The sequence below is a fragment of the Singulisphaera photorubra genome, from assembly GCF_045290345.1.
GTDB lineage: Bacteria > Planctomycetota > Planctomycetia > Isosphaerales > Isosphaeraceae > Singulisphaera.
Window position 1 is genome coordinate 509,628 of sequence record NZ_CP155447.1, and the last position, 20,751, is coordinate 530,378.

The following is a 20,751-nucleotide window of genomic DNA, read 5'->3' on the forward strand; positions in this document are numbered from 1 at the left end:
CATGGAGGCGACCGTGTCCAGGTTACTTGTGGTGGATGACGAGCCGAACGTTCTTTTTTCTCTGCAGGAGAGCTTGAAGTCCGACACACTTGAGGTGTTCACCGCACGCACGGCCAAGGAAGGGATCGAGCACGTGCAACGGCAAAAGCCCGACGCCGTGATTCTCGACGTGCGGCTGCCCGACATGTCGGGCCTGGACGCTTTTGACCGGATTCGTCAGATCGATGCGCGCCTGCCCGTAATCATAATCACCGCGTTCGCCGCAACCGAAACAGCGATCCAGGCCATGAAACGCGGGGCCTTCGAGTACCTGCTCAAGCCACTCGACCTCGGCACGCTCCGCACGGTCCTGGCCAAGGCCCTCGAGCAAAATCGGCTGACGCACGTACGCGCGCTCCTCGCGGACGAGGAGGAACCGGACGATGTCGCCGTCGACCGCATCATCGGGCGCTCGCCCGCCATGCAGGAGGTTTATAAGGAGATCGGCCGCGCAGCCAGCCAGGATGTGACCGTGCTGATCCTCGGTGAGAGCGGGACCGGCAAGGAACTGGTCGCCCGCGCCATCTACCAACACGGCCTCCGGAGCGAACGGCCGTTTCTGGCGATCAATTGCGCGGCGATCCCCGAAACCTTGCTGGAGGCCGAGCTCTTTGGCCACGAACGAGGTGCCTTTACCGGAGCCGACCGCCGTCGCATCGGCAAGTTCGAGCAGGCCGACGGCGGCACAATCTTCCTCGATGAAATTGGCGACATGTCGCCCGCCACCCAGGCCAAGATGTTGCGGATTCTCCAGGACGGTCGATTCGAGCGACTGGGGAGCAGCAACACAATCCAGGCTAACGTGCGTTTGATCGCCGCCACCAACCGCGACCTCGTTTCCATGATCGCCGACGAACGGTTCCGCCAGGACCTGTTCTATCGACTCAACGTATTCACAATCGCCTTGCCACCGCTCCGAGAACGACGGGTCGACATCCCGAGCATGGCCGAACACCTCGTCAAGCTCTTCAACCGCGAGTTGGGGAAACAGGTACGTACCATCTCTCCGGAAACCATGCGCCTTCTCGAATCCAAGGAGTGGCCCGGCAACGTCCGAGAACTCCAGGCCACAATCAAATACGCGATGGTCCACGCCACGGGCGATATCCTCACTCCGGATTGTCTCCCGGCCGCCCACCGCGTCAACACAGCCGCAACCGTGGCGTTCTCTGGGACCGAGACTGAGTCAGAGGCAGAGAGTGAAACTGGGACAGAGACAGAGGCCGACACCGACTCTCATGATATCGCCCAGCTTGTTCGCGACCTCATTCAGAGCGGCAACAACGAGATCTACCAGAAGGTCATTTCGATGGTCGATCGGGTCGTCCTCAAAGAAGTTCTCAACTACGTTCGCGGCAATCAATTCCGTGCCAGCGAGCTCCTGGGCATCTCGCGAAATACGCTCCGAAGCAAAATCCGAGCCGCCAAGCTCGCCATTGAAAAACAAGTTTGGTCTGAATCTGACCACAGCGGTCAATAATTGCACGCCCGTGATCGCTCACCGTCCTCAGTTCTCGTCGTAATTCTGCCGCGGCGAACCCAAAAACACACGATAAATACTGAAAAACAAAGAGGTTGCGAAATCTAAAGGCAGTAATACTTGATTCATTGGCGCCACGGTACGCGTCTTGCTTCCATTAAGTGAGGCCACGCGATTCCCGGTCGCCCAAAACGATCCGTTTTCGAGCGGTTCGTGCTGCTGGGAGCCCCCCCTCGCGTGGCTCTTAAAACAATGGTGAACGAGGAGTCAGGGCCCTACGCGACCACGGATCATCCGGTCGTTGAGAGCCTGACGAGTGGGGCGGACGTCAGGAGAACTCGAGTCGTTGGGAGACGACTCAGCCGCCCGCTGCGACGGCCAATCGAACAAACGCCGGGATCGCCCCAGCCAACAGCGAGCCGATCATCGTCATGGCTTTCGGCGGATGCCTTCTCGTTTGGGACCTGCGGATTCGTGATCCAGTGACGGAGCCTCCGGATCTCATGCTGAACCCACGCAACACACTGATTGGCCAGAGCCACCCGCCTCCGGGAGACGACTCGCAGACGCGGGTCGGTAACCGATCGAGGACGAGGGGAGGATAACCCGCTTCAGGTCTGCTGACCCGATCGTAATTGGTGGACCGAGTCGTCCGTCACGCTCAAATCTCTGCCGTTTGAACCACTTGAGATCGTGCAGATTTCACTGCTTCTGCAACGAATCTACCCCAAGAAAATTGGCGTGACGGACGACTGATCCGCTGAGCTCGACAATCGACAGCGGCCTGACACGAGTTAATAACAGCATGAATATGGATGTTTTCACAAGAGTGGTTGCCCAGCGAAATCAGGTTCTTTGGCTGTTTCTGGCCTTCCAGAGCGGCTTCATGAACGCTGGCGGATTTCTGGCGGTCCACCGCTTTGTTTCTCACATCACGGGATACGGCACGTACGTGGGAGTCGCGCTCGCCCAGAAGCAATACCTGGGCGCCTTCGAAATGGCCCTGGCGCCCGTCTTCTTTCTGGCGGGCGCCATCGTTGCCGGCTGGATCGTCGACCGGAGGATCATTCTTGGCCAAACGCCGAGAATCGAAGGCGGGATCATCACGCTGGCGGTCCTGAATCTCATCATCTACCTCGGCGAATTCACCGAGTATCTGGGCACGTTCGGAGAACCTCTGGTCCTCCAGCGTGACTTTTTTCTCCTCTTCATTCTGTGCTTCGCCTGCGGGCTCCAGAACGGCCTCTTCTCCGGCGTAACAAAAGGTCAGGTCCGCACAACCCACCTGACGGGGCCGATCACGGATATTGGCATCAACATCTCGAAGATCTTCACACTCGAGGTCGGTAACCCGGAGCGAGGCCAGCTCATTGCGATGAACTGGCTGAGAGTCAAAATCGTCATCGCATTCTCAAGCGGGTCGCTCATCGCCGCCCTGATCTTCACGGAGTTAACCTACGAGGGCTTCGCGGTTCCCTGTGCAATATCGCTCTTCCTCGTCTGGTATGTTCGCCGGTTGATGAAGGGACATAAACCAGAGGCTACCCGTCATGCAACCGGTGACACAGCCTCGCTGCTCGTTCCGGCGGAACCCGTGAGTGTGCAAAACGGAGCCTCGGCTCCAGCGAGCAACAACAATCCGGCAGTCTCCGTAGAACCAGGCCGGCATTAATGGCCCGGTTTGACGTGGGAGGGTTGCCCGCGCGAGCTGCGAGAAAGCGTCTCCACGGAACGACATCTTGATCTCTGCCTGAGCTTATCCACCTGCGAGCAGCTCGCTTCAGACCAGGCATCAAACCCCCATCGCCCAACGAGTCCGACCCGAAACGGTCGGACTCTGCCATTTCCTGGAGAGGATCAGAAGCGTCCCTCGGCTGAATCCAATTCCTTGGGTACGCGGGCACCCCGCCAACTCTTCAAGAGTGACAGAAATGCAGCCGGGGCGCCCGCGGTTCCAAGGAGAGAAGGGGCGGCTGTCACACCCTGCTTGGCGATGAGCCCCAAACCGGCCGCGATCTCGTCATCGAGCGGAATCGCTTCACCAGGAAAGAATAACCGCGCACATCACAGCGGTTTACCCTCGAGTCGCTCACGTCGTTGTCGTTGTCGCCGGGGTCTGTGCCCCCGGGGCGAATCACCAGACCGGGGTCGCAGGCCCCAGCCGCAAAGAACGGTCCGTACAGGTGAATCGGTCTCCATGATCCGACGCCCCATCCGACCGGAGACCGCTGGAGTGGTGCATCCGGCAAGTTCTCAATCTCAGGCGGGCCGACCCACATCGAATTGCGGCCAGCCCGGCCGAATTTCCCCAGGCCCATGACAACCCCGCGGGCTTGCGCCGGCCCAATATCGAATTACGGCCGGGCCGGCCGTGCTACTTTTTCCTCAACGTCAACGCACTCGACGGATGCACCAACTTGCGACAGGAGGATTCAACGCGTGAAGGCCGGTGGAAGTGAGATGAGGTGAGACCGCCAGGCAACGGACCGCCGCGCCGACCTGGGGGGGCAAGGTCGAACGATGGAGAATACCGGAGGCGTTGCGCCTCCGGCTTCAACGATCAACGGCTCAAGGTTTGGCGAGTGGTGGCAACCTCGGCGACGCTCATGGAGTGGCGCTGGAGGCCGTTACGGCGAACGATATAGAACTGGAGAAGCTGCGACTGGGTGACCTCGGGCTGCCGCAAGATGAAAAGGATGTTGTCGGGGCGGATCGTCTCCCAGTGTCGCTCGCCGACATTGACACCAACCAGGATGTCCCCCTTCTGGATCTGAGCCTGAGCACCCGGGCTTCCGGGTGAGACGGCCTGGACGAAGAGGCCGCCGCGAAGTTTGGGCGAGGCAGCCACCACGTACTCGGGCGTGACCGGCGTCGTCTTCAGGCCAAGCGTCCTCCACACTTGCTCGCCGGCTTCGACAGGGGCCGCGGTGCGGGGCAGGGGCTGGAGCCCGAGCGCCACCGTTTGGTCCTGCCCCTTGCGGCGGATCCGGATCGAAGCTTGCTGACCGGCACGGAAGTCAAGCAGGCCCCGCTCGATATCGAGGGGGGTACGCACCTCCAGGTCGCCCACGCCGACCACCTGGTCGCCAGCCAGGAAGCCCGCGAGCGCCGCCGGGCTGTTCGGCTGCACGTCGACCAACTCGACCTTGCGCACCGCGCTGTTCCGCGTTTCGTCGGCCACCAAGCCATGCCAGGTGGAGGCAAGCCGGCGGGTGCTGAGCATCTCGGCCGCCACCCGCTTGACGTCATCGATCGGCAGCGCGAACCCAATCCCTTGGGCTCCGGCCCGAACCGCGACGTTGATCCCGATCAGTTCGCCATCGATATTCACCAACGCCCCCCCCGAGTTTCCCGGGTTGATGCAGGCGTCGGTCTGAATCAAGTTACGATAGACCTGCTCGTCGGACAGCGTGACGTTGCGGTTCAACGCACTGATGATTCCGACCGAGACGGTGTTCTCGTAGCCGAACGCATTACCGATCGTGATGACGTCTTCCCCGACCAAAAGGTCGGCCGACGAGCCGAGCGTCACGGCAGGCAAAGCACGGTTGGCGTCGATCTTGACCATCGCCAGATCCATCGCCTCGTCATGCTGAACCACGTGCCCCGGGTAACTCGTCCCATCGGCGAGGTGGACCTCAATGCCCTGAACCTTATCCACGACGTGATGATTCGTCAGGATATAGCCATGGCCGTCGACAATGACGCCAGTCCCCATCCCGCTCACCCTGGGACGCTGATTCTCTTCCGCCGTGAACGGCCAGCGGCTCGACGACGAGGCCTTCTTCTCGCTGGAGATACTCACAACGGAGGGCTGGACCTTCTGGACGGCCTCCACCACAGGGGTCCGTCGTGAGGAAGCCCAGGCCGAACAAGGCGCAGGCCACACTAGGACCGTCAGACCTATGAGCGCTAAACTCCAGACTCGCTCCGGTCTGCGTCGCTTCAAGAGCAGTGGCACGGTGATGGTCCCCACTTGGGAATGACTGGGCCAGGTCGACGGCCCAGCGCGAGCCGAGGATCCTCGTTCAATGATCCGAAAGCCTCGCTACGACTTCAGATCGCAACCCTCTCGAAACCAGGCTTCCGACTAGCTTTGGATCGGGTTACCCGAATACCCGGCTTGAGTGCAGACGACCAGATTTAACCCAGCTTCCCTATCTATCTTAATTTTCGATAAATTCTACCCATATTACCATTTAGCCCAAGCAAACCTCTTTTACGGCGAACCTAGAAAACCTAAAACGATCACACCGATTAACTGGGGCCGATTTTGACGGTTGGCCAGACTGAGGTCCCGAGACGCACTGTCACCTCGTTACAAGAGGTAGGGATCAGGTAAATTGACCAAGCAGGAACGCGTTCTCTTTGGTTGACAGGTTGCCGTTGCCGCCGTTAGGCTTGAGCAGGTTGTTCGGCCCGGAAGGCGTGCCGGCGTTGCGCCAGGTTCGAGGGGGTGTGATGGCGGAAAAATCGTCTCGCCGAGTGGCTCTGGAACAGAGCCTCGCCGAGGATCCGGCCGACTCGTTTCTGAGATACGGGCTCGCCTTGCAGTGCCTGCGCGAGGGGGACGTCGAAGAAGGGCGTGAGCGCTTGCTCGCACTGATTGCCGACCACCCCGAAGACCAGGTGGCGGCCTATCAGCAACTCGGCCAGTCATTCATGGAAACGGGCGAGTCGAGCCGAGCTGTCGAGGTCCTCCAGCTAGGCATCGAGAAAGCCAAAACGCGGGGAGATTGGCACGCGGCGAGCGAGATGGATGGTCTGCTCGCACAACTCGGTTGACCCAGAGGGGAGCGGGAGAATCATCCCTCCCCGGAAACACCGAAATCCCCTTCGGAAAACTCACCTGCGGACATCGCCGCATTGAGATAGTCCACAAGTGTTTGAGCTTTTAGAGGATTAGCTTGAGAATTGGCGTGACTTTTCGTGGCTAGGTTCTTGTTGAATTCTCCGCGCAGTCCGCTTTTGAATCAACGCCAAGCCAAGCCGCCTGCGACGGAGCCGCGATGTCCGCGACATTCACCTTTCCCAACCGAATCCTCTTCGGAGCGGGTGCGCGGAGGTTACTGGCCGAAGAGTTGGCCCGACTCGGCGTTCGCCGCCCCTTGGTGGTCACCGACCCCGGCTTGCGAACCACGGGGTTGGTTGACGACGTTCTCTCGGGGCTGGACGATCCGGTCATCTTCGAGGAAGTCCAAGCGAACCCGACCGAAGCGGACGTACTGGCCGGGGTGGACCGCTACCACGCGCAAGGGTGTGACGGGCTGGTCGGGCTGGGCGGAGGGAGCCCGATCGACGCGGCAAAGGCCGTCCGCCTCATGGTCACTCACCCAGGCCGTCTGGCCGACTACGACCTGACGACCGGCGGGCTCGACCGGATCACCCCCAACCTGCCGCCGATGGCCGCAATCCCGACCACCGCTGGGACGGGAACCGAGGCGGGGCGGGGCACCCTGATCCAGCTTCCGCAGACCGGGCGCAAGACCATCGCCCTCAGCCCCCACTTGTTGCCGAGCGTAGCCCTCTGCGACCCTGAACTGACCCGAGACCTTCCGCCGGTCCTGACTGCGGGCACCGGCATGGACGCATTCACGCATTGCATTGAAAGTTATCTCTCCACCACGTTTCATCCGATTTGTGATGGAATTGCGCTCGAAGGCCTGCGATACATCTCGCGCGGCCTTGAGGCCGCCGCCCGCAACGGGACGGACCAGGCGGCGCGCGAAGCATTGATGATGGGGGCTCTGCTCGGCGGGATCAGCTTCACGAAGGGGCTCGGCGTCATCCACTCCTTGTCGCACGCCCTGGGCTCGGAGGGGAGAGTCCATCATGGGACGCTCAATGCGATCCTGCTCCCTCATGCCTTGCGGTTCAACCGCGAAGCCGCGGTCCCCCGCCTGTCCGACCTTGCGGCCCGACTCGGCCTGGGGCGGAGCGGCGAGGGCCCCGCGCACCTGATCACGCTGACCGAGCTGGTCCTGATCCGGCTCCCCCTCCCGAAGCGACTCCGCGACTTGCCAGAACTCAGTCGCGACCGCATCGCCGAGTATGCCCGCCTGGCCATGCTCGACCACTGCCACAAAACCAACCCGCGTCCCTGCACCCAGGCTGACATGGAAGAACTGCTCGATCGGGCTTGGTGAGGCCCGAACCACTTCGATCGAGACACCGATTTGAATCGAGCGAACTGGGGCAGGGCTCCCGATTTTTCGAGGCTGGTCCCCAGGCATGCGCCTCTAGACAGTGGAGCCTACCGCTTCGTATCGTGAGTACTTCTTACTCATTCTGATAATCCCTAAACGATCCAAGCGTTCCTGAGCCAGTCGCTCCCGGACGTGGCAGAGGAGATCGGGATGATGGCGTCGCGTCGCATCTTGCTGGTCGAAGATAGTTCTACCATGCGCCGAATGCTCTCGACCCTACTCCAGGACGAGGGATACGAAATCGCTCTCGCCAGAGACGGCAAAGAGGGACTCGCCAAGGCTCGTGAGATCCCGCTCGTCGACCTGATTCTGACCGACTTCGAGATGCCCGAGTTGAACGGCGCGGGCTTTGCCGCGAGCTAAAGGCCGACGTAGACCTACGCTCGGTCCCCGTACTCCTGCTCACTACTCTGTGCGAAACCGAGAATAAGGTACTCGGTCTCGACTCTGGGGCGGACGACTACATCCAGAAACCCAGAAGCCCCGAGGATATCAAGGAACTGTTCGCCCGAATTCGCGCCCACCTGAGGATTGCCGACCTCCGCAGCGAGCTCGCCGAGCGGAACCGACTCCTCGAGGCCGCCCACAAGAAGCTGAGCTTCGAGCTGGACCTGGCCCGCAAGGTGCAGCAGGCGATGATGCCCCGGCCTCCCCAGCCCCGCGGGGTACTCCAGGTGGCGGTCCGATACACCCCAGCCAATCAATTGGGAGGGGATATCTATGACTTTTACCGCCTGGACAAAATGCGGCTCGGAATTCTGGTGGCCGACGTCTCAGGGCACGGCGTCAACTCGGCGATGCTCTCCGGCATGGTCAAAACGCTCGCGGCCCCCTTGTCAGTTGCGGTCTTGGAGCCGGGGGAACTGCTGGCCGGCCTCGACGTCGCGGGGGAGCAATTCTTTCCCGAAGGGTATTTCTGCACCGGGTTTTACCTGATCGCCGACGAGGAAACCGGGCTGCTTCGCTATGCGGGCGTGGGACATCCGCCCGCGATCATCGTCGGCCCGAACGGCCCTCGATTGCTGAACTCCAATCCAGGCATGCTTGGTATCGGCATGGTGGACGGCACGGCCGGCGACACCGACCGGCTCGCGCCGGGCGAATCGCTAATCATGTACACCGATGGACTCACCGATGCGATGGATCCCAGCGACATCCTGTTTGGCGAACAACGTCTGACGACGGTTCTCCAGGCCCACCATGGCGCCGATCCGTTGGAAATCCTCAACCAGGTCGACCAGGCCGTGGCCATCCACACCTCTCCCGGTCGCGCATCGGACGACATCAATATCATTGTCCTCCAATATCCCGCAAGGTGATTGCTCCCCTTGACTATCGGTGCGTGATAGACTGAATCGGTTCGAGAAGAGATCGGATTCGAAGGACGAAGTAAAAATTCAGAAAGAGGGGGAGGGCAGCCCGATCGGGCCCCACCTCCGGCGGGTTGCGCCATGTCCTTGGGAGACCTCGGATTTCATACCGTCTCACTCTCGGGTCCGGCCACGCTCTACGAGTTGGCTGAGATTCGCGAGTCGTTGTTGGCGGCGATCGCCGTGGGCAAGGACCTGCGGATCGACCTGGAAACGACGGGTCCCTGGGACTTAGCGGGTTTGCAACTCATGATTTCGGCGACCGCGTCCGGTCGGCGCGCGGGCCAGGCAGTTCGGCTGGTGAACGTTCCTCGAGTCTGTGCCGAGATCGCCGAACGATCCGGGTTATCAAACTGGCTGTCCAGTGTCACCGACACCTTTCTTTAACGATTCAAGAGCCATGAATTCTCTGACGGTCGGCAAACCTGGGTGGGGATTGGTGCAGGCGAGGAGTGCCGCTGGCGGAGTCTAACACGATATGATACGTTCATGGGTATGACGATACTGCATGCCGACGACAGCTCCGCAGTCCGTCGCTGGGTGGCTGAGCAGTTAAATGATTCGGACATCAAAGTTGTGTCGGTCGCCGATGGAACGGCCGCTCTGCAAGTGTTGCGCGAATCCCATTGCGACTTGCTGCTGACCGATCTGGAGATGCCCAACCTCGACGGTCTGCAACTGGCGGCGGCCGTCCGAGAATTGCCAATGTACCGATTTTTGCCGGTGCTGATCCTCTCCACCCGGCGCCCAAACGACATCGAACCGGAGCGTCGCCAGGGAGTCACCGGTTGGATCGTCAAGCCCACCGACCCGGAACACTTGCGGCGATGGATCCGGCGTTCCCTGCCGCTTTGATACAGGCCACGACGGGGTTGCACGCAGCGGAGTCGAGCCACCGGGATCGCGATTTCTGGAATCACAAAACCTTATTTTTATGCAATAAATACTGGGGAGTCATTTGTCGTTCATGGCCTAGGAGCGAGAAAAAGACATGCCACTTTTCAACGATCCGCGACTGGGCGAGAATCTCGATGGATTTCCGGTTCGGTCGAATCAGTAAGCACGGCCGGCCCGGCCGTATCCCCCTCGGTCCAGGGCGATCCTCGGGTTTGCGCCGACCCGTGGGAATTACGGCCGGGCCGGCCGTGCTACTGCTAAGCCAACCTATTGCGGAAACAGCAAGAATCCTCAGTTCTTTCGCTAGGTCGCGGATCACGGTCATAACCGAAACCACAGGATTCCATAGCAACGCAAATCCTACGCATGTTAGCGCCAATGGGTCAATCGTCTCGAGCCGTGGCCTTCTAAAGCCGAACGCCCCTCCGAGACGGCAAAAGAAACTCGCTCCTCGGGACGATTTTGCGGGCATTCTGTGCCCTGACATCCTGTAATGGGAACGGATTGTCCGAGAAGAAGTCACAGCCCCCTGCCTATCGTCCGTCGTGCCCGATTAGAATTGGAGCCGTGGATCGAACGAAGGGTTGCATCTTGGCTGCTAATGACGATCGATTCCGCTTGATGTTTTATGAAGAGGCACGCGAACTCCTGATCGGCCTGGAAGAAGGGCTGGTGGAGTTAGAGCGACTCAAAGGGGACCGTGCCCACCTCGACCAGACGTTTCGCGCAGCGCACAGTATCAAGGGCGCGGCCGGGATGGTCGGACTCGGAGCCATCGCCGAGTTCACCCATGGCCTCGAAACGGTGCTTGACCGGATCCGCACGGATAAGCTCGCGGTCGATTCAGACATCATCACCACACTTCTCGAAGCCAAGGATCACCTGGCGACGATGGTTGAGGGAGAGGCAGCGGGAGAGCCCGTGCCCGCCTCCTCCGAGCTGAACCAGCGTCTCGCCGCGTTGATCCGCGATCCCGATCAGACACCGCCGCCTCCTCAATCGCCGCCAAACGCGAATCCGCCACCAGCGCCGACGGGGCTCGACCCTCCGCCTTCACCCCCTGCGTCCGAACAGAACAAGCCGAATCCTCCGATGCCGCCGGCAGCGCGAAACCGGAGATCGACGCCCCGCGGATCGGAAGATAACGCCAAGTCCCTTCCTCGTTCCCGAACCAAGAAGGCCAAAGAGAGCGTCCCGTTACGTCCCGACGAACTCCCAATCCCCCCCTCCACCGGGTTGGCCGACGGGCAATACCGGATCACTCTGAAGCCGGGGCGCGACACCCTAAGGCGCGGGGTCAATCCGCTGGGGGTCCTCGACGAGCTCCGAGAATTGGGGGAGGCAGTCGTCAGCACGGACGCCGACCTCGTGCCGCCGCTCGACGAGATCGACCCTGAACGCTGTTACCTGGTCTGGATCATCGAGCTGAAGACCACTGAGCCGGCCGACAGGCTCGACGACGTCTTCCTCTTCGTCGCCGAAGACAGCATCGTCTCGATCGAACGGCAGACCGCCGACGGGAGCCTGCTGGCACAACCCCCTCCACCGACGCTGGCGATCACGCCCGCAGCGATCACAGCCGTTCCCGAGAGCCGCCGCCCCCCTCGAGCTGATCCGGTTCCCGCTTCCCCCCCTCACAATCCCGAGCCCGAGCCCGTGGTGGCCAAGCCCACACCTGAACCGGCGGCGGCTCCTCTCCCCATGAACATGAATGGGCACCGCACGGCCGCGCGGATCCGGGTGGATGCGGTACAGCTCGACGATCTCGTCGGCCTGGCCGGGGTGCTGGCCGTGCTGTCCGACAACTTGCAAGGCTTGCGCGAGCGGCCCGAGGCGCAGGCCTGGATCCATACACTGGAGTCGCTGGAGCGAGTGAGCCGACAGATCCGCGATACCACGCTCGACCTCCGGATGGTCCCCGTCGATGAGTTGTTCTCGCGCTTCCCGCGGGTCGTCCGCGACCTGGCCGATCGGTCGGGCAAAGAGATCGAGTTGCGGATCATCGGGCAAGAGACTCGCCTGGACCGCACGATCATCGAGCGTCTGGGCGAGCCGATGATCCATTTGATCCGCAACGGCGTCGACCACGCGTTGGAGACACCTGAAGAGCGGCAAGCCGTGGGCAAACCGCGGGCGGGGCGGATCACCCTGACGGCCGGACACGAAGGGGATCGCGTAATGATCCGGGTCACTGATGACGGCCGCGGACTCGACCGTGACCGGATCGTCCAGAAGGGGATCAAGCAAGGGCTGGTCCCGGTCGGCACGTCCCCCGACGACCCGCGGGTCGACACCTTGATCTTCGAGCCCGGCTTCTCGACGCGCGACGAGGTCAGCGAACTCTCGGGCCGCGGCGTGGGGCTCGACGTGGTGCGTGACGCCGTCCGGAGCCTGCGCGGCAGTATCGCCGTCGAGAGTACCCCCGGCACCGGCACATCCTTCATTTTCCGGCTCCCGCTGACGCTCGCCTTGATCGACGGCCTGCTCGTCGAGACGGCCGGGAGCCGCTACGTCGTCCCGCTGGCTCAGGTGGAGGAGTGCGTGTCGCTGAATGGGTCGAAGCCCGCGCTGTCGCAGGGCCGCCCCTGCGTCACAGTCCGGGGCGAGCTGGTGCCCATGGTTCCGCTCCGCAAACTCTTTCTCGCCAGCGGCGAACCGCCTGCCCGTCAGGAACTCCTGTTGACCAGACATGCGGGCCAGCGGGTCGGCGTCACCGTCGATCGCTTGCTCGGACGCGTCCAGGCCGTCATCCAGGCCCTGGGCGAAGGCTTGGTCGGTATGAATCGATTCTCGGGGGCCACTATCCTGGGCGACGGTTCCGTCTCCCTGATCCTCGACCTGGCGGCGCTCGTGGCTGAGTCTCGCACGGCCGACAATCATACCACGCCCCCTGCCGGCGGCAGAGCGGAGGGTTTTTAATGAAAATGTCCCTACAAAAACAAATCACGATAGCGTTGGTATTGTTCGGCCTGGTGCCGTCCCTCGTCATCGCGTCCTTCGCGCTGGACGCGGCTGAAGACTTCAAGCTGAAACAGTTGATGCTCATCCGACTCGCCGCCACGTCGATCAGCGATCGGATCACGGCGTTCCTGGCGCAAAGCCAGAACAGCAACAACGAAGAGAAACCGGCCTGGGACACCACCATTGATAAGGCGAAGCTCAACGGCATTCTCGACCTCGCGATGCTCCAGTTCGGCCTGAGCACCAACTCACGAATCTGGATCGTCGGTCCCAAAGGAGAGGTCCTCGTCGATCGGAAGCCTGACGGGATGATCGACATCCCCGGCACGGCGAACCGCACCTTGCGCTATGCTCGGCCGGTTGACGCCGCCCGCCCCCAAGGGCCACTCGGCTCGGTGCTCAATAACGGCTCGGGCGCGGTCCAGATCACCGACCCGAACGACCCCAACGACGTGCCGGAAGTCGTCGGTTATGCCCCCTTACGGCTCAAGGGGAATTCGAGCCACGGCGTCCTGGTCTCTGTCCCCAGAGGAGAGGCCTTTGCGACGATCTACTCGATCTGGACGAGGACGGTCATCATCGTCGGCGCCTGCCTGGTCCTCATGATCGTTCTCGGCTGGTGGCTCGGCCGGCGATTCGTCAAGCCGTTGCACGAGATCATGGCGATCACGCAGCAACTCCGGGAGGGGCACCTGAACAACCGCGCGCACGTGCAGCGGAACGACGAGCTCGGCCAGCTCGCCATGCAGATCAACGGGGTCGTGGACAAACTGGCCGACGTCGTCAGCCACATCCGGGGGGCGACCGCCTCGGTCTCGACGGCGAGCAGCCAGCTCAATTCAAGCGCCCAACAGCTTTCGCAAGGGGCCACCGAGCAGGCGGGGACGATCCAGGAGATCGCTTCGAGCCTCCACTCGGTGGACGCGTCGGTCGCGCGGAATGCGCAGCACGCCAAAGACACCGCCAAGACCGCCAACCAGGCCAGCAGCCAGGCCGAGAAAGGGGGCGAGGCCGTTCAGGAGACAGTCACGGCCATGCGGCAGATCGCCCAGAAGATCACCGTTGTCGAGGACATCGCTTATCAAACCAACCTGCTGGCCTTGAACGCGGCAATCGAAGCGGCACGCGCCGGACAGCAAGGCAAAGGGTTTGCCGTGGTGGCCGGTGAGGTCCGCAAGCTCGCGGAACGAAGTCAGGCCGCCGCCCAGCAAATTGGCGAGTTGGCCGGCAACAGCGTGGCCGTGGCGGAGCACGCCGGGCAATTGCTCGACCGGATCGTGCCGATGATCCGCGACACCTCGAACCTCGTCCAGGAAATCGCGGCCGCCTCGCAGGAACAGATGGCCGCGATTCGTGAAATCAACGTCGGGGTGAGTCAGCTCAACGAGGTCGTGCAGCAGAACGCAGCGGCCAGCACCGAGCTGGCCACGACCTCCAGCGACCTGGCCTGGCAGTCCACCACGCTCCAGCATCACGTCGACTTCTTCCAACTCAACGGAGAAGCCAACGGCCATGCGGAGCAGGGGCCGCCTCATCGCCCCTCACCTTCGCTGCACCCGATCCATCGACGGCTTCCGATCTCGACCCACCGAGCCGCGAGCGGACTCGGTCACGACAATCATGTCGCTCCCCCCGCGCAACTCCCTTCGCACCCCCCGCCCCAAGGAGGCGGCTCCGGGACGCACGGCGGCCACCTCGGAGGACCGCAACATAACGGAGGCGGAGTCGTCGTGAACCTGGATGACGATGACAACTTCGAGCGGTTTTAATCGAACTGAATCGAATCGAGGCCGAGGCCGTTGACTCGGAGCGCAGAACGCGGCGTTTTCATCCGTTCGTGAAGGTTGAGCAAAGGGGCCGGCGATGGCTGAGGCCGTGACCGAACCATTTCAAGAATCGGAACGTGCTCAATCGTACGTGATCTTTCGACTCGGCGGAGAAGGGTATGCGCTGGAGGTCATGCGGGTTCAAGAGGTCCTCGACGTCGGCACGATGACTCACGTCCCCGGCGGCCCCAAGTCGTTGCGGGGGGTGTTGAACCTCCGGGGGCACGTGGTCCCGGTCTACGACCTGCGGATCCCGTTTGAGCTGCCGATCGAGCTGCAGCCCGTGCGTGCACCGAGCGTCTTGATGGTTGAGTCATTATCCGCTAATACGGCTCATGTGACCGGCCTACTCGTCGATCGGGTCTCCGACGTCCTGGAATTTACTCCTGAGGAAATCCAACCGGCGCCGCAACTCGGTCTGGGCAAAGCCACCCCATTTGTTCGAGGCTTGATCCGTCACCAAGAGGGATTCTTGCTCGTCCTGGACGTGGATCGCGTCTTCGCAGCGCTCGAGTCGCTGAACGCGCACTTCAATGGTGGGGGATTCTGACGTGGCGCCAACGGATCAGCCACCTCCGACACCACCGGCGGATTCTTGGTCGGAGACCGACTTCGCGCCCATCGTTTCCTTCTTGCGGCATCAGATCGGAATTACCCTGGAGCCGCACCGCATGGGCTTGCTCCAGGCGCGGTTGCGCTCTCGCCTCCAGGCGAAAGCATTCACGAGCTTCACCCAGTTCTGCGAACGCGTGCTCAAACTCGACCCGACCGGGCCCGGCACCCAGCTCTTGATTGACCTCAGCACGGTCAACCATACAGCCTTCTTTCGTGAGCCTGCGCACTTCACGCTCATGACCGAACACATCTCAACTCTCTTGAAAGAAGGAGCGACGCATCCGATCCGGATCTGGTCGGCGGGATGCTCGACCGGCCAAGAGCCGTATAGCATGGCGATGGTCATGGCCGAGACGATCCCCAGCCTCTCACCACAACGCGTGGAGATCTGGGCGAGCGACCTGTCGTTGGAGGTGCTCAAGGCGGCGGCCAACGCGATCTACAACGAGAACGAGGTCAAAGGGGTCCCCCCCGCGCGACTCCGCCGTTTCTTTCTTCGTGGCCGGGGACCACGCGACGGCTCATACCGAATCGTCCCCGAGATCCGCGACCTCATCAAATTCCGCCACGTCGACCTCCGCAACGCCAACTGGCCGCTCCCTGCCGACTTCCATCTCATTTTCTGCCGCAACGTCTCGATCTACTTCGCCGATGACGAGAGGATGGTTCTCATGAATCGCCTGGCGCGACACCTCCGTACCGGAGGCTGGCTCGCGATGGGCAACGGTGAAATCCTCTCGGCCGTCCCGGCCTCGCTCCGCAAACTTTCCCCATCCATCTATGGCAAGGAAATGTGAACCACCATGCAACCGACTGAGCGTTCCGGAACGACTCCCGCTCCCATCGACGTCATGGTCGTCGACGATAGCGCGGTCGTCCGTCAGCGTCTCAAATCGATCATCGAAACGGATACTCGGTTCCGCGTGATTCTGGCCGCAGACCCCTATGAAGCGGTGGCCCTCCTGCGTAAGTCGGTCCCCGGCCTGATCCTGCTCGACGTTGAAATGCCGCGGATGGACGGCCTAACGTTTTTGCGAAAGCTGATGCGTCAGCACCCGTTACCGGTCGTCCTCTGTACCGACCAGGCCGAGCGGGCGGTGACGGCCCTGGAGATGGGAGCCGTCGAAGTGATCGCCAAGCCCGACTGGCGTGAAGCGGGCCGGCTGAACGCGTGGTCGCACAACTTGCTGGAAAGCCTGCGGAACGCCGCGCGGGCAGGCCGGATCCCGATGCGCGATGAGCGAGCATCGTCGACCGACCCGCGGCACACAGCCGACGCCATTCTCCCCAAGGTCCCCTATAACCCGAGGACCGGCACCGCCGAACGGATCGTCGTCGTCGGTGTCAGCACGGGCGGCGTCCAGGCCGTTCAACACCTGCTCGCGGACTTCCCCGCCGATGCGCCCGGCATCGTCATCGTGCAGCACATGCCGCCCGACTTCACCGGGGCCTTCGCGTCTCGGCTGAACAATGACCCCAAGATCGCGATGGAAGTGGCCGAAGCCAAGCATCACGAGCCGATCCGCCAGGGCCGCGTCCTGATCATTCCGGGCGACCAGCACGGCCTGGTGCGCCGGACCGGCGTCGGCTGCCGTGTCGAACTGGTCGACGGCCCCCCCGTCTGTCGACACCGGCCAAGCGTCGAAGTCCTCTTTCGCTCGGCCGCGCAGGCGGCCGGCCCCCACGCCGCGGGCGTGATCATGACCGGCATGGGCGACGACGGGGCAGGGGGCCTCCTCGAAATGCGCGAGGCCGGTTCGATGACGATCGCTCAAAACGAGGCCACCTGCATCGTCTTCGGCATGCCCCGCGAGGCCATTCGCCGTGGCGCCGCCAAGTTCGTCACCCCGCTCGACCGCATCGCCGCCGCCGTCATGGCCTGGAATGCCGGCTCCGACACCGGGTCATGGCACTGACCAACCATTCCGACACGTGCTCGGTTCCGGACTCGCCGAACCTACACCAGTCGCACGGTCGGTCCGGGCGTTTTGTCCTGGGTCCCCTGGCAATCGCCCGGACTCGCGCCGTCACTGAGGTCCGATCGGTCGGTCGTGCCCCAAGACGGCGACTGGTTCACCTTGAAAGGTGCGAAGTGAGCCCCGACTGGATCGCCACGCCCAGGTTCTTGCGACCAAGATAGACCTCCCAGACCGTCTGCGCCAGCGCGACGTTTGGGAGCCTGAGTTCTGGCGCGCCAGCGACCTGACATCCCAGCCCGACGCCAGGGATATAACTCAGCCAGATCCGGCTCCCCGTCTTGACCGGATGCGACTTCATGTAATGGGTCAGCTTCGCCAGATCGGCTGCGAAGGCAGGCGCGGGACGGATCATACCGATTGAGTCCCGGAACGAATCCGAGAGTGCATCGCCGTCAACGTCGCGTTCAAACGAGAGGCAGAGTTGCTTGGGAACATCAGCACTCACCAACTCGCTGGCGTTCCGCACAGCCGTCTTCTCCTGCACGTAGCTCGCGATCGAATACACCTTGAAGGTGTACTTCGTCCGCATCGCCGCGCCGGTCAGAACCATCGTCACCGGCCGACCACCTACGTGGCTTTTGATCGACGAGGGATATCGCGTCCGACCCACCGTGATCCCAGGCTCGGCAGCCTCGGACAGCCCGCAGACACCAAGCAGGATCGCCACCAGGAATCCATTCCTGCAGATCATCATTACATCTCCACCAGTCTCTTGGGGGGGGGACCCGGACCGGTAGCGGGTGCCAAGCGCCCGCCAGCCTGACTTGCGGCAGAGGATGCCGGAAGTGGCATGATCGTGCAAGAGCAACATCAAAAGAACCGGACTTACAATTGATCTCACCAGGCCGATTGCCGGCTGGAACCGAGAAAAATCACAGTCCCACAAGGAGGTTCCGTGCTCGGTCCCCTGGCACTTGACTGCCGATTCCGAAATAACGGAGAGTGCCCCAAACCCAGCCATCACAACACATCAAAATCAACGATTTTTCATGCCACCCATTTTTTGCCCCGTGTGGCCGGTGCCTCATCGATCGAAGCCTTGCGCGGTGCGATCGTCGAACGCGTACTGACTCGGCCGGACCATCATGCAAGTGATAGTTCCCATCAACAATCCCACGAACAAGCCGACCACAGCGCAGGCCAGGACAAAACCAATCGCCAAGGCAGGAAGCGCCGCAACGAGCATGGGTCCCACCTCGTCACTCTCCCCCGCCGTTGCCGGGACGTTCAGGACGACGAGGGCCATGACCAGGACCGCCACCACTCCCAGGCAACCGCCAATGGCGGTTCCGATGAATGACCAGCGGAGCGGGAGGATCAATGACTTCCTCGACACGGGAACGAGCGGAGCGTCATGCGATCGATACGGGTTGTCGATCCAGGCCATCATTGCTTCGTCTGACGAGGGATCCGGCATGAGACTCGCCTTTTTAAACCTTACGGAAGGATTCCCGCGGAGTCGGCTAGCCCAGGAGTTCGCGGCGGGCTCGAAGGCAGGCCAGGTCGGGTTGGACGAGGAGTTGGCGGAGGTCGTCGAGGCTGACGGGCTTGACCATGTGAAGGTCGAAGCCTGCGAGCCAGGCCCGACGCAGATCTTCTTCCTGACCGTACCCCGTCAGGGCGACGATGACCGGACCGGGGGCTTCGGCTCCCGCGAGTTTCCGGAGATGTTCGGCCACCTGGTAGCCGTCCATCCCTGGCAAGCCGATATCGAGTAGGACGAGGTCAAAGCGGTTGGTGGCGACTTCTTCGATGGCCGCCGGCCCGTCATGGACGACGTGGGTGTCGTGTCCCCAGAGCCGCAAGACTCGGGAGAGGCTCAGCGCGGAGTCCTCGTGATCATCAACGACAAGCACACGCCGCGGACCGGCGACCGACGGTTCGGCCGGGGCCACAGTCCCGGCGATCGGCAAGAGCGCGTCGTTCTCCAGGACCGGCAGCCGCACGACGAACTCGCTCCCGCGTCCCAGCCCCGGGCTAGAAGCGCTGATGCTCCCACCATGCATCGCGACCAAGCTGCGGACCAGGGTCAGGCCAATTCCGAGCCCCCCTTGGGAACGATCGAGCGAGAGATCCGCCTGTGAGAAGAGGTCGAAGACGCGAGGCAGCATCTCTGCGGTCATGCCGATACCGGTATCCCGCACCCGCAGCACCGCCTCTTCCCCCGTGTGCTCCAGACTCAGGGTGATCCTGCCGTCCGGCCCGGAGTACTTGGCGGCGTTGTTCAAGAGGTTCCCCACAACCTGCGTCAGTCGAGTCGGATCCCCTTCCAGCCGGACGGGCTGGCCTGGCAGCGTGACAGTCAGCTCCTGACCGTTCGACTCGATCAAAGGGCGAGCCGTCTCGACGGCGTGCGGCACGAGCGCGGCCAGGTCGATCGGCTCCTTGCGAAGCCGGATCCTTCCTCGGGTGAATTGCGAGACGTCCAGGAGATCGTCGAGCAGTCGGGACATGTGCCGGACCTGTCGGCCGGCCACGCCGAGCGCCTGCCCAATGGCCGAGTCGGAGGGTTGGTTCAGGCGGATCTCTTCGAGCGAATTGAGGATCGGAGCCAGCGGATTACGCAGCTCGTGGGCGAGCATCGCAAGGAACTCGTCCTTGCGGCGGTCGGCCGCCGCGAGCTCGTCGGCCCGCTGCCGCAACTCTGCCTCCATCCGCATCCGATCGGTGATATCCGAGATGATGCAGAGCGCGCCCTTGATCTGGTCGTCGTGATTCCGCACCGGGTCAACGGCGACCTGAAGCCAGCGATCCCCGCGTTTCAGTTCGGCGGTCTCGCGCTGGCTGGTCTCGAGCATCCGCAGGAAGGGGGAATCGCTCCGGTTCGGCAAGACGCCGAGAACCTCATGAAACGTGGGAGCGAGCGCGTTCCACGACTCGCCCAGGATCCGATTCAGAGCCTGGTTGACCTGCACCATTTTCCCGTCGACGTCGAGCAAGACGACGCCGTCGCTAATTGCATCAAAGGTCACCTGCCACTGTCGGGCCGTGAGCTGAGCAGCCTCCTCGGCTCGTCGGGCGCGGAGCAGTGCCTTCACCGTGGCGATCAGTTCCAAGGGCTCCAGCACATCGGTCAGGTAGCCGTCGGCTCCCCCTTCCAGACCGTGCACCTTGTCCTCGATCTCGACGAACGTGGTGGAGAGGTGAAGCACGGGGATGGTGGCTGTCGCGGGGTTGGCCTTGATCAGCCGACAGACCTCGAACCCACTAATGTCCGGGAGCTTGACGTCGAGAATGATCAGGTCGGGCTTCTCATCCACGAGGCGCAGGGCTTCGCTTCCCGTCGTCGCTTCCCGGACCTCGAAGTTCGCCCGCTTGAGGATCTTGGCGATGGTATAGCGTTTCGCATCATCATCGTCGACGAGCAGAATATTCACA

17 protein-coding genes are annotated in these 20,751 nt (G+C 62.3%); 13 read left to right on the forward strand and 4 right to left on the reverse strand.

The genetic code is table 11. The annotated features are described in order from the left end of the window. Position 1: 1 nt before the first annotated feature. The gene (locus V5E97_RS01860) at positions 2-1,519 is read left to right on the forward strand and encodes a sigma-54-dependent transcriptional regulator (protein ID WP_406697580.1); all 1,518 of its coding nucleotides are present in this window, start codon (positions 2-4) and stop codon (positions 1,517-1,519) included. A gap of 805 nt (positions 1,520-2,324) precedes the next feature. Continuing rightward, positions 2,325-3,191: a YoaK family protein gene (locus tag V5E97_RS01865; RefSeq protein WP_406697581.1), complete on the forward strand. Its 867-nt coding sequence runs from the start codon at positions 2,325-2,327 to the stop codon at positions 3,189-3,191. Positions 3,192-4,079: 888 nt separating this feature from the next. Here the strand turns inward: V5E97_RS01865 and V5E97_RS01870 are convergent. Next, entirely contained in the window at positions 4,080-5,357 is a 1,278-nt protein-coding gene (locus V5E97_RS01870; RefSeq protein ID WP_406697582.1) for a trypsin-like peptidase domain-containing protein, read from the reverse strand. A 623-nt stretch (positions 5,358-5,980) separates the two neighbouring features. Between V5E97_RS01870 and V5E97_RS01875 the strand changes: the two genes are divergently transcribed. From V5E97_RS01875 to cheB, 11 genes are all read left to right on the forward strand, one after another. Then, on the forward strand, positions 5,981-6,304 hold the full coding sequence (locus V5E97_RS01875; RefSeq protein WP_406697583.1) for a tetratricopeptide repeat protein: 324 nt from the start codon (positions 5,981-5,983) through the stop codon (positions 6,302-6,304). Between the two features lie 224 nt (positions 6,305-6,528). Further along, entirely contained in the window at positions 6,529-7,665 is a 1,137-nt protein-coding gene (locus V5E97_RS01880) for an iron-containing alcohol dehydrogenase (protein ID WP_406697584.1), read from the forward strand. Positions 7,666-7,875: 210 nt separating this feature from the next. Then, positions 7,876-8,088 carry a response regulator gene (locus V5E97_RS01885; RefSeq protein ID WP_406697585.1) on the forward strand — a complete coding sequence of 71 codons (213 nt, stop codon included), beginning with the start codon at positions 7,876-7,878 and terminating at the stop codon, positions 8,086-8,088. Between the two features lie 272 nt (positions 8,089-8,360). Continuing rightward, positions 8,361-9,044, forward strand: a complete 684-nt coding sequence (locus V5E97_RS01890; RefSeq protein WP_406697586.1) for a PP2C family protein-serine/threonine phosphatase — start codon at positions 8,361-8,363, stop codon at positions 9,042-9,044. A 132-nt stretch (positions 9,045-9,176) separates the two neighbouring features. Beyond that, positions 9,177-9,482 carry an STAS domain-containing protein gene (locus tag V5E97_RS01895; RefSeq protein WP_406697587.1) on the forward strand — a complete coding sequence of 102 codons (306 nt, stop codon included), beginning with the start codon at positions 9,177-9,179 and terminating at the stop codon, positions 9,480-9,482. A 102-nt stretch (positions 9,483-9,584) separates the two neighbouring features. Then, positions 9,585-9,950: a response regulator gene (locus V5E97_RS01900; RefSeq protein WP_406697588.1), complete on the forward strand. Its 366-nt coding sequence runs from the start codon at positions 9,585-9,587 to the stop codon at positions 9,948-9,950. A 633-nt stretch (positions 9,951-10,583) separates the two neighbouring features. Then, a complete protein-coding gene (locus V5E97_RS01905) occupies positions 10,584-12,911 on the forward strand; it encodes a chemotaxis protein CheA (RefSeq protein WP_406697589.1) in 2,328 nt (775 codons plus the stop codon). Further along, a complete protein-coding gene (locus tag V5E97_RS01910) occupies positions 12,911-14,722 on the forward strand; it encodes a methyl-accepting chemotaxis protein (RefSeq protein WP_406697590.1) in 1,812 nt (603 codons plus the stop codon). The genes V5E97_RS01905 and V5E97_RS01910 overlap by 1 nt, the downstream gene beginning before the upstream one ends. 94 nt (positions 14,723-14,816) lie before the next feature. Next, positions 14,817-15,329 carry a chemotaxis protein CheW gene (locus V5E97_RS01915; protein WP_406697592.1) on the forward strand — a complete coding sequence of 171 codons (513 nt, stop codon included), beginning with the start codon at positions 14,817-14,819 and terminating at the stop codon, positions 15,327-15,329. A 1-nt stretch (position 15,330) separates the two neighbouring features. After that, positions 15,331-16,191, forward strand: coding sequence for a CheR family methyltransferase (locus V5E97_RS01920; protein ID WP_406697593.1), 861 nt, complete (start codon positions 15,331-15,333; stop codon positions 16,189-16,191). A 6-nt stretch (positions 16,192-16,197) separates the two neighbouring features. Then, positions 16,198-17,310 carry a chemotaxis-specific protein-glutamate methyltransferase CheB gene (gene cheB, locus V5E97_RS01925; protein ID WP_406697594.1) on the forward strand — a complete coding sequence of 371 codons (1,113 nt, stop codon included), beginning with the start codon at positions 16,198-16,200 and terminating at the stop codon, positions 17,308-17,310. Positions 17,311-17,467: 157 nt separating this feature from the next. Here the strand turns inward: cheB and V5E97_RS01930 are convergent, their stop codons facing one another. The 3 genes from V5E97_RS01930 to V5E97_RS01940 form a co-directional block, all read right to left on the reverse strand. Beyond that, positions 17,468-18,067, reverse strand: a complete 600-nt coding sequence (locus tag V5E97_RS01930) for a chalcone isomerase family protein (RefSeq protein ID WP_406697595.1) — start codon at positions 18,065-18,067, stop codon at positions 17,468-17,470. A 330-nt stretch (positions 18,068-18,397) separates the two neighbouring features. Further along, complete coding sequence (locus tag V5E97_RS01935) at positions 18,398-18,790, reverse strand: hypothetical protein (protein ID WP_406697597.1); 393 nt, start codon at positions 18,788-18,790, stop codon at positions 18,398-18,400. 46 nt (positions 18,791-18,836) lie between these two features. Then, a complete protein-coding gene (locus V5E97_RS01940) occupies positions 18,837-20,750 on the reverse strand; it encodes a hybrid sensor histidine kinase/response regulator (RefSeq protein WP_406697598.1) in 1,914 nt (637 codons plus the stop codon). Position 20,751: the final 1 nt, after the last annotated feature.

Excerpts from the sequence above, each read along its gene's own strand:
- V5E97_RS01860 (WP_406697580.1), top strand. The coding sequence starts at position 2 with ATGGAGGCGACCGTGTCCAGGTTACTTGTGGTGGATGACGAGCCGAAC.
- V5E97_RS01865 (WP_406697581.1), top strand. The coding sequence starts at position 2,325 with ATGAATATGGATGTTTTCACAAGAGTGGTTGCCCAGCGAAATCAGGTT.
- V5E97_RS01875 (WP_406697583.1), top strand. The coding sequence starts at position 5,981 with ATGGCGGAAAAATCGTCTCGCCGAGTGGCTCTGGAACAGAGCCTCGCC.
- V5E97_RS01880 (WP_406697584.1), top strand. The coding sequence starts at position 6,529 with ATGTCCGCGACATTCACCTTTCCCAACCGAATCCTCTTCGGAGCGGGT.
- V5E97_RS01885 (WP_406697585.1), top strand. The coding sequence starts at position 7,876 with ATGATGGCGTCGCGTCGCATCTTGCTGGTCGAAGATAGTTCTACCATG.
- V5E97_RS01890 (WP_406697586.1), top strand. The coding sequence starts at position 8,361 with ATGATGCCCCGGCCTCCCCAGCCCCGCGGGGTACTCCAGGTGGCGGTC.
- V5E97_RS01895 (WP_406697587.1), top strand. The coding sequence starts at position 9,177 with ATGTCCTTGGGAGACCTCGGATTTCATACCGTCTCACTCTCGGGTCCG.
- V5E97_RS01900 (WP_406697588.1), top strand. The coding sequence starts at position 9,585 with ATGGGTATGACGATACTGCATGCCGACGACAGCTCCGCAGTCCGTCGC.
- V5E97_RS01910 (WP_406697590.1), top strand. The coding sequence starts at position 12,911 with ATGAAAATGTCCCTACAAAAACAAATCACGATAGCGTTGGTATTGTTC.
- V5E97_RS01915 (WP_406697592.1), top strand. The coding sequence starts at position 14,817 with ATGGCTGAGGCCGTGACCGAACCATTTCAAGAATCGGAACGTGCTCAA.
- cheB (WP_406697594.1), top strand. The coding sequence starts at position 16,198 with ATGCAACCGACTGAGCGTTCCGGAACGACTCCCGCTCCCATCGACGTC.
- V5E97_RS01930 (WP_406697595.1), bottom strand. The coding sequence starts at position 18,067 with ATGATGATCTGCAGGAATGGATTCCTGGTGGCGATCCTGCTTGGTGTC.
- V5E97_RS01935 (WP_406697597.1), bottom strand. The coding sequence starts at position 18,790 with ATGCCGGATCCCTCGTCAGACGAAGCAATGATGGCCTGGATCGACAAC.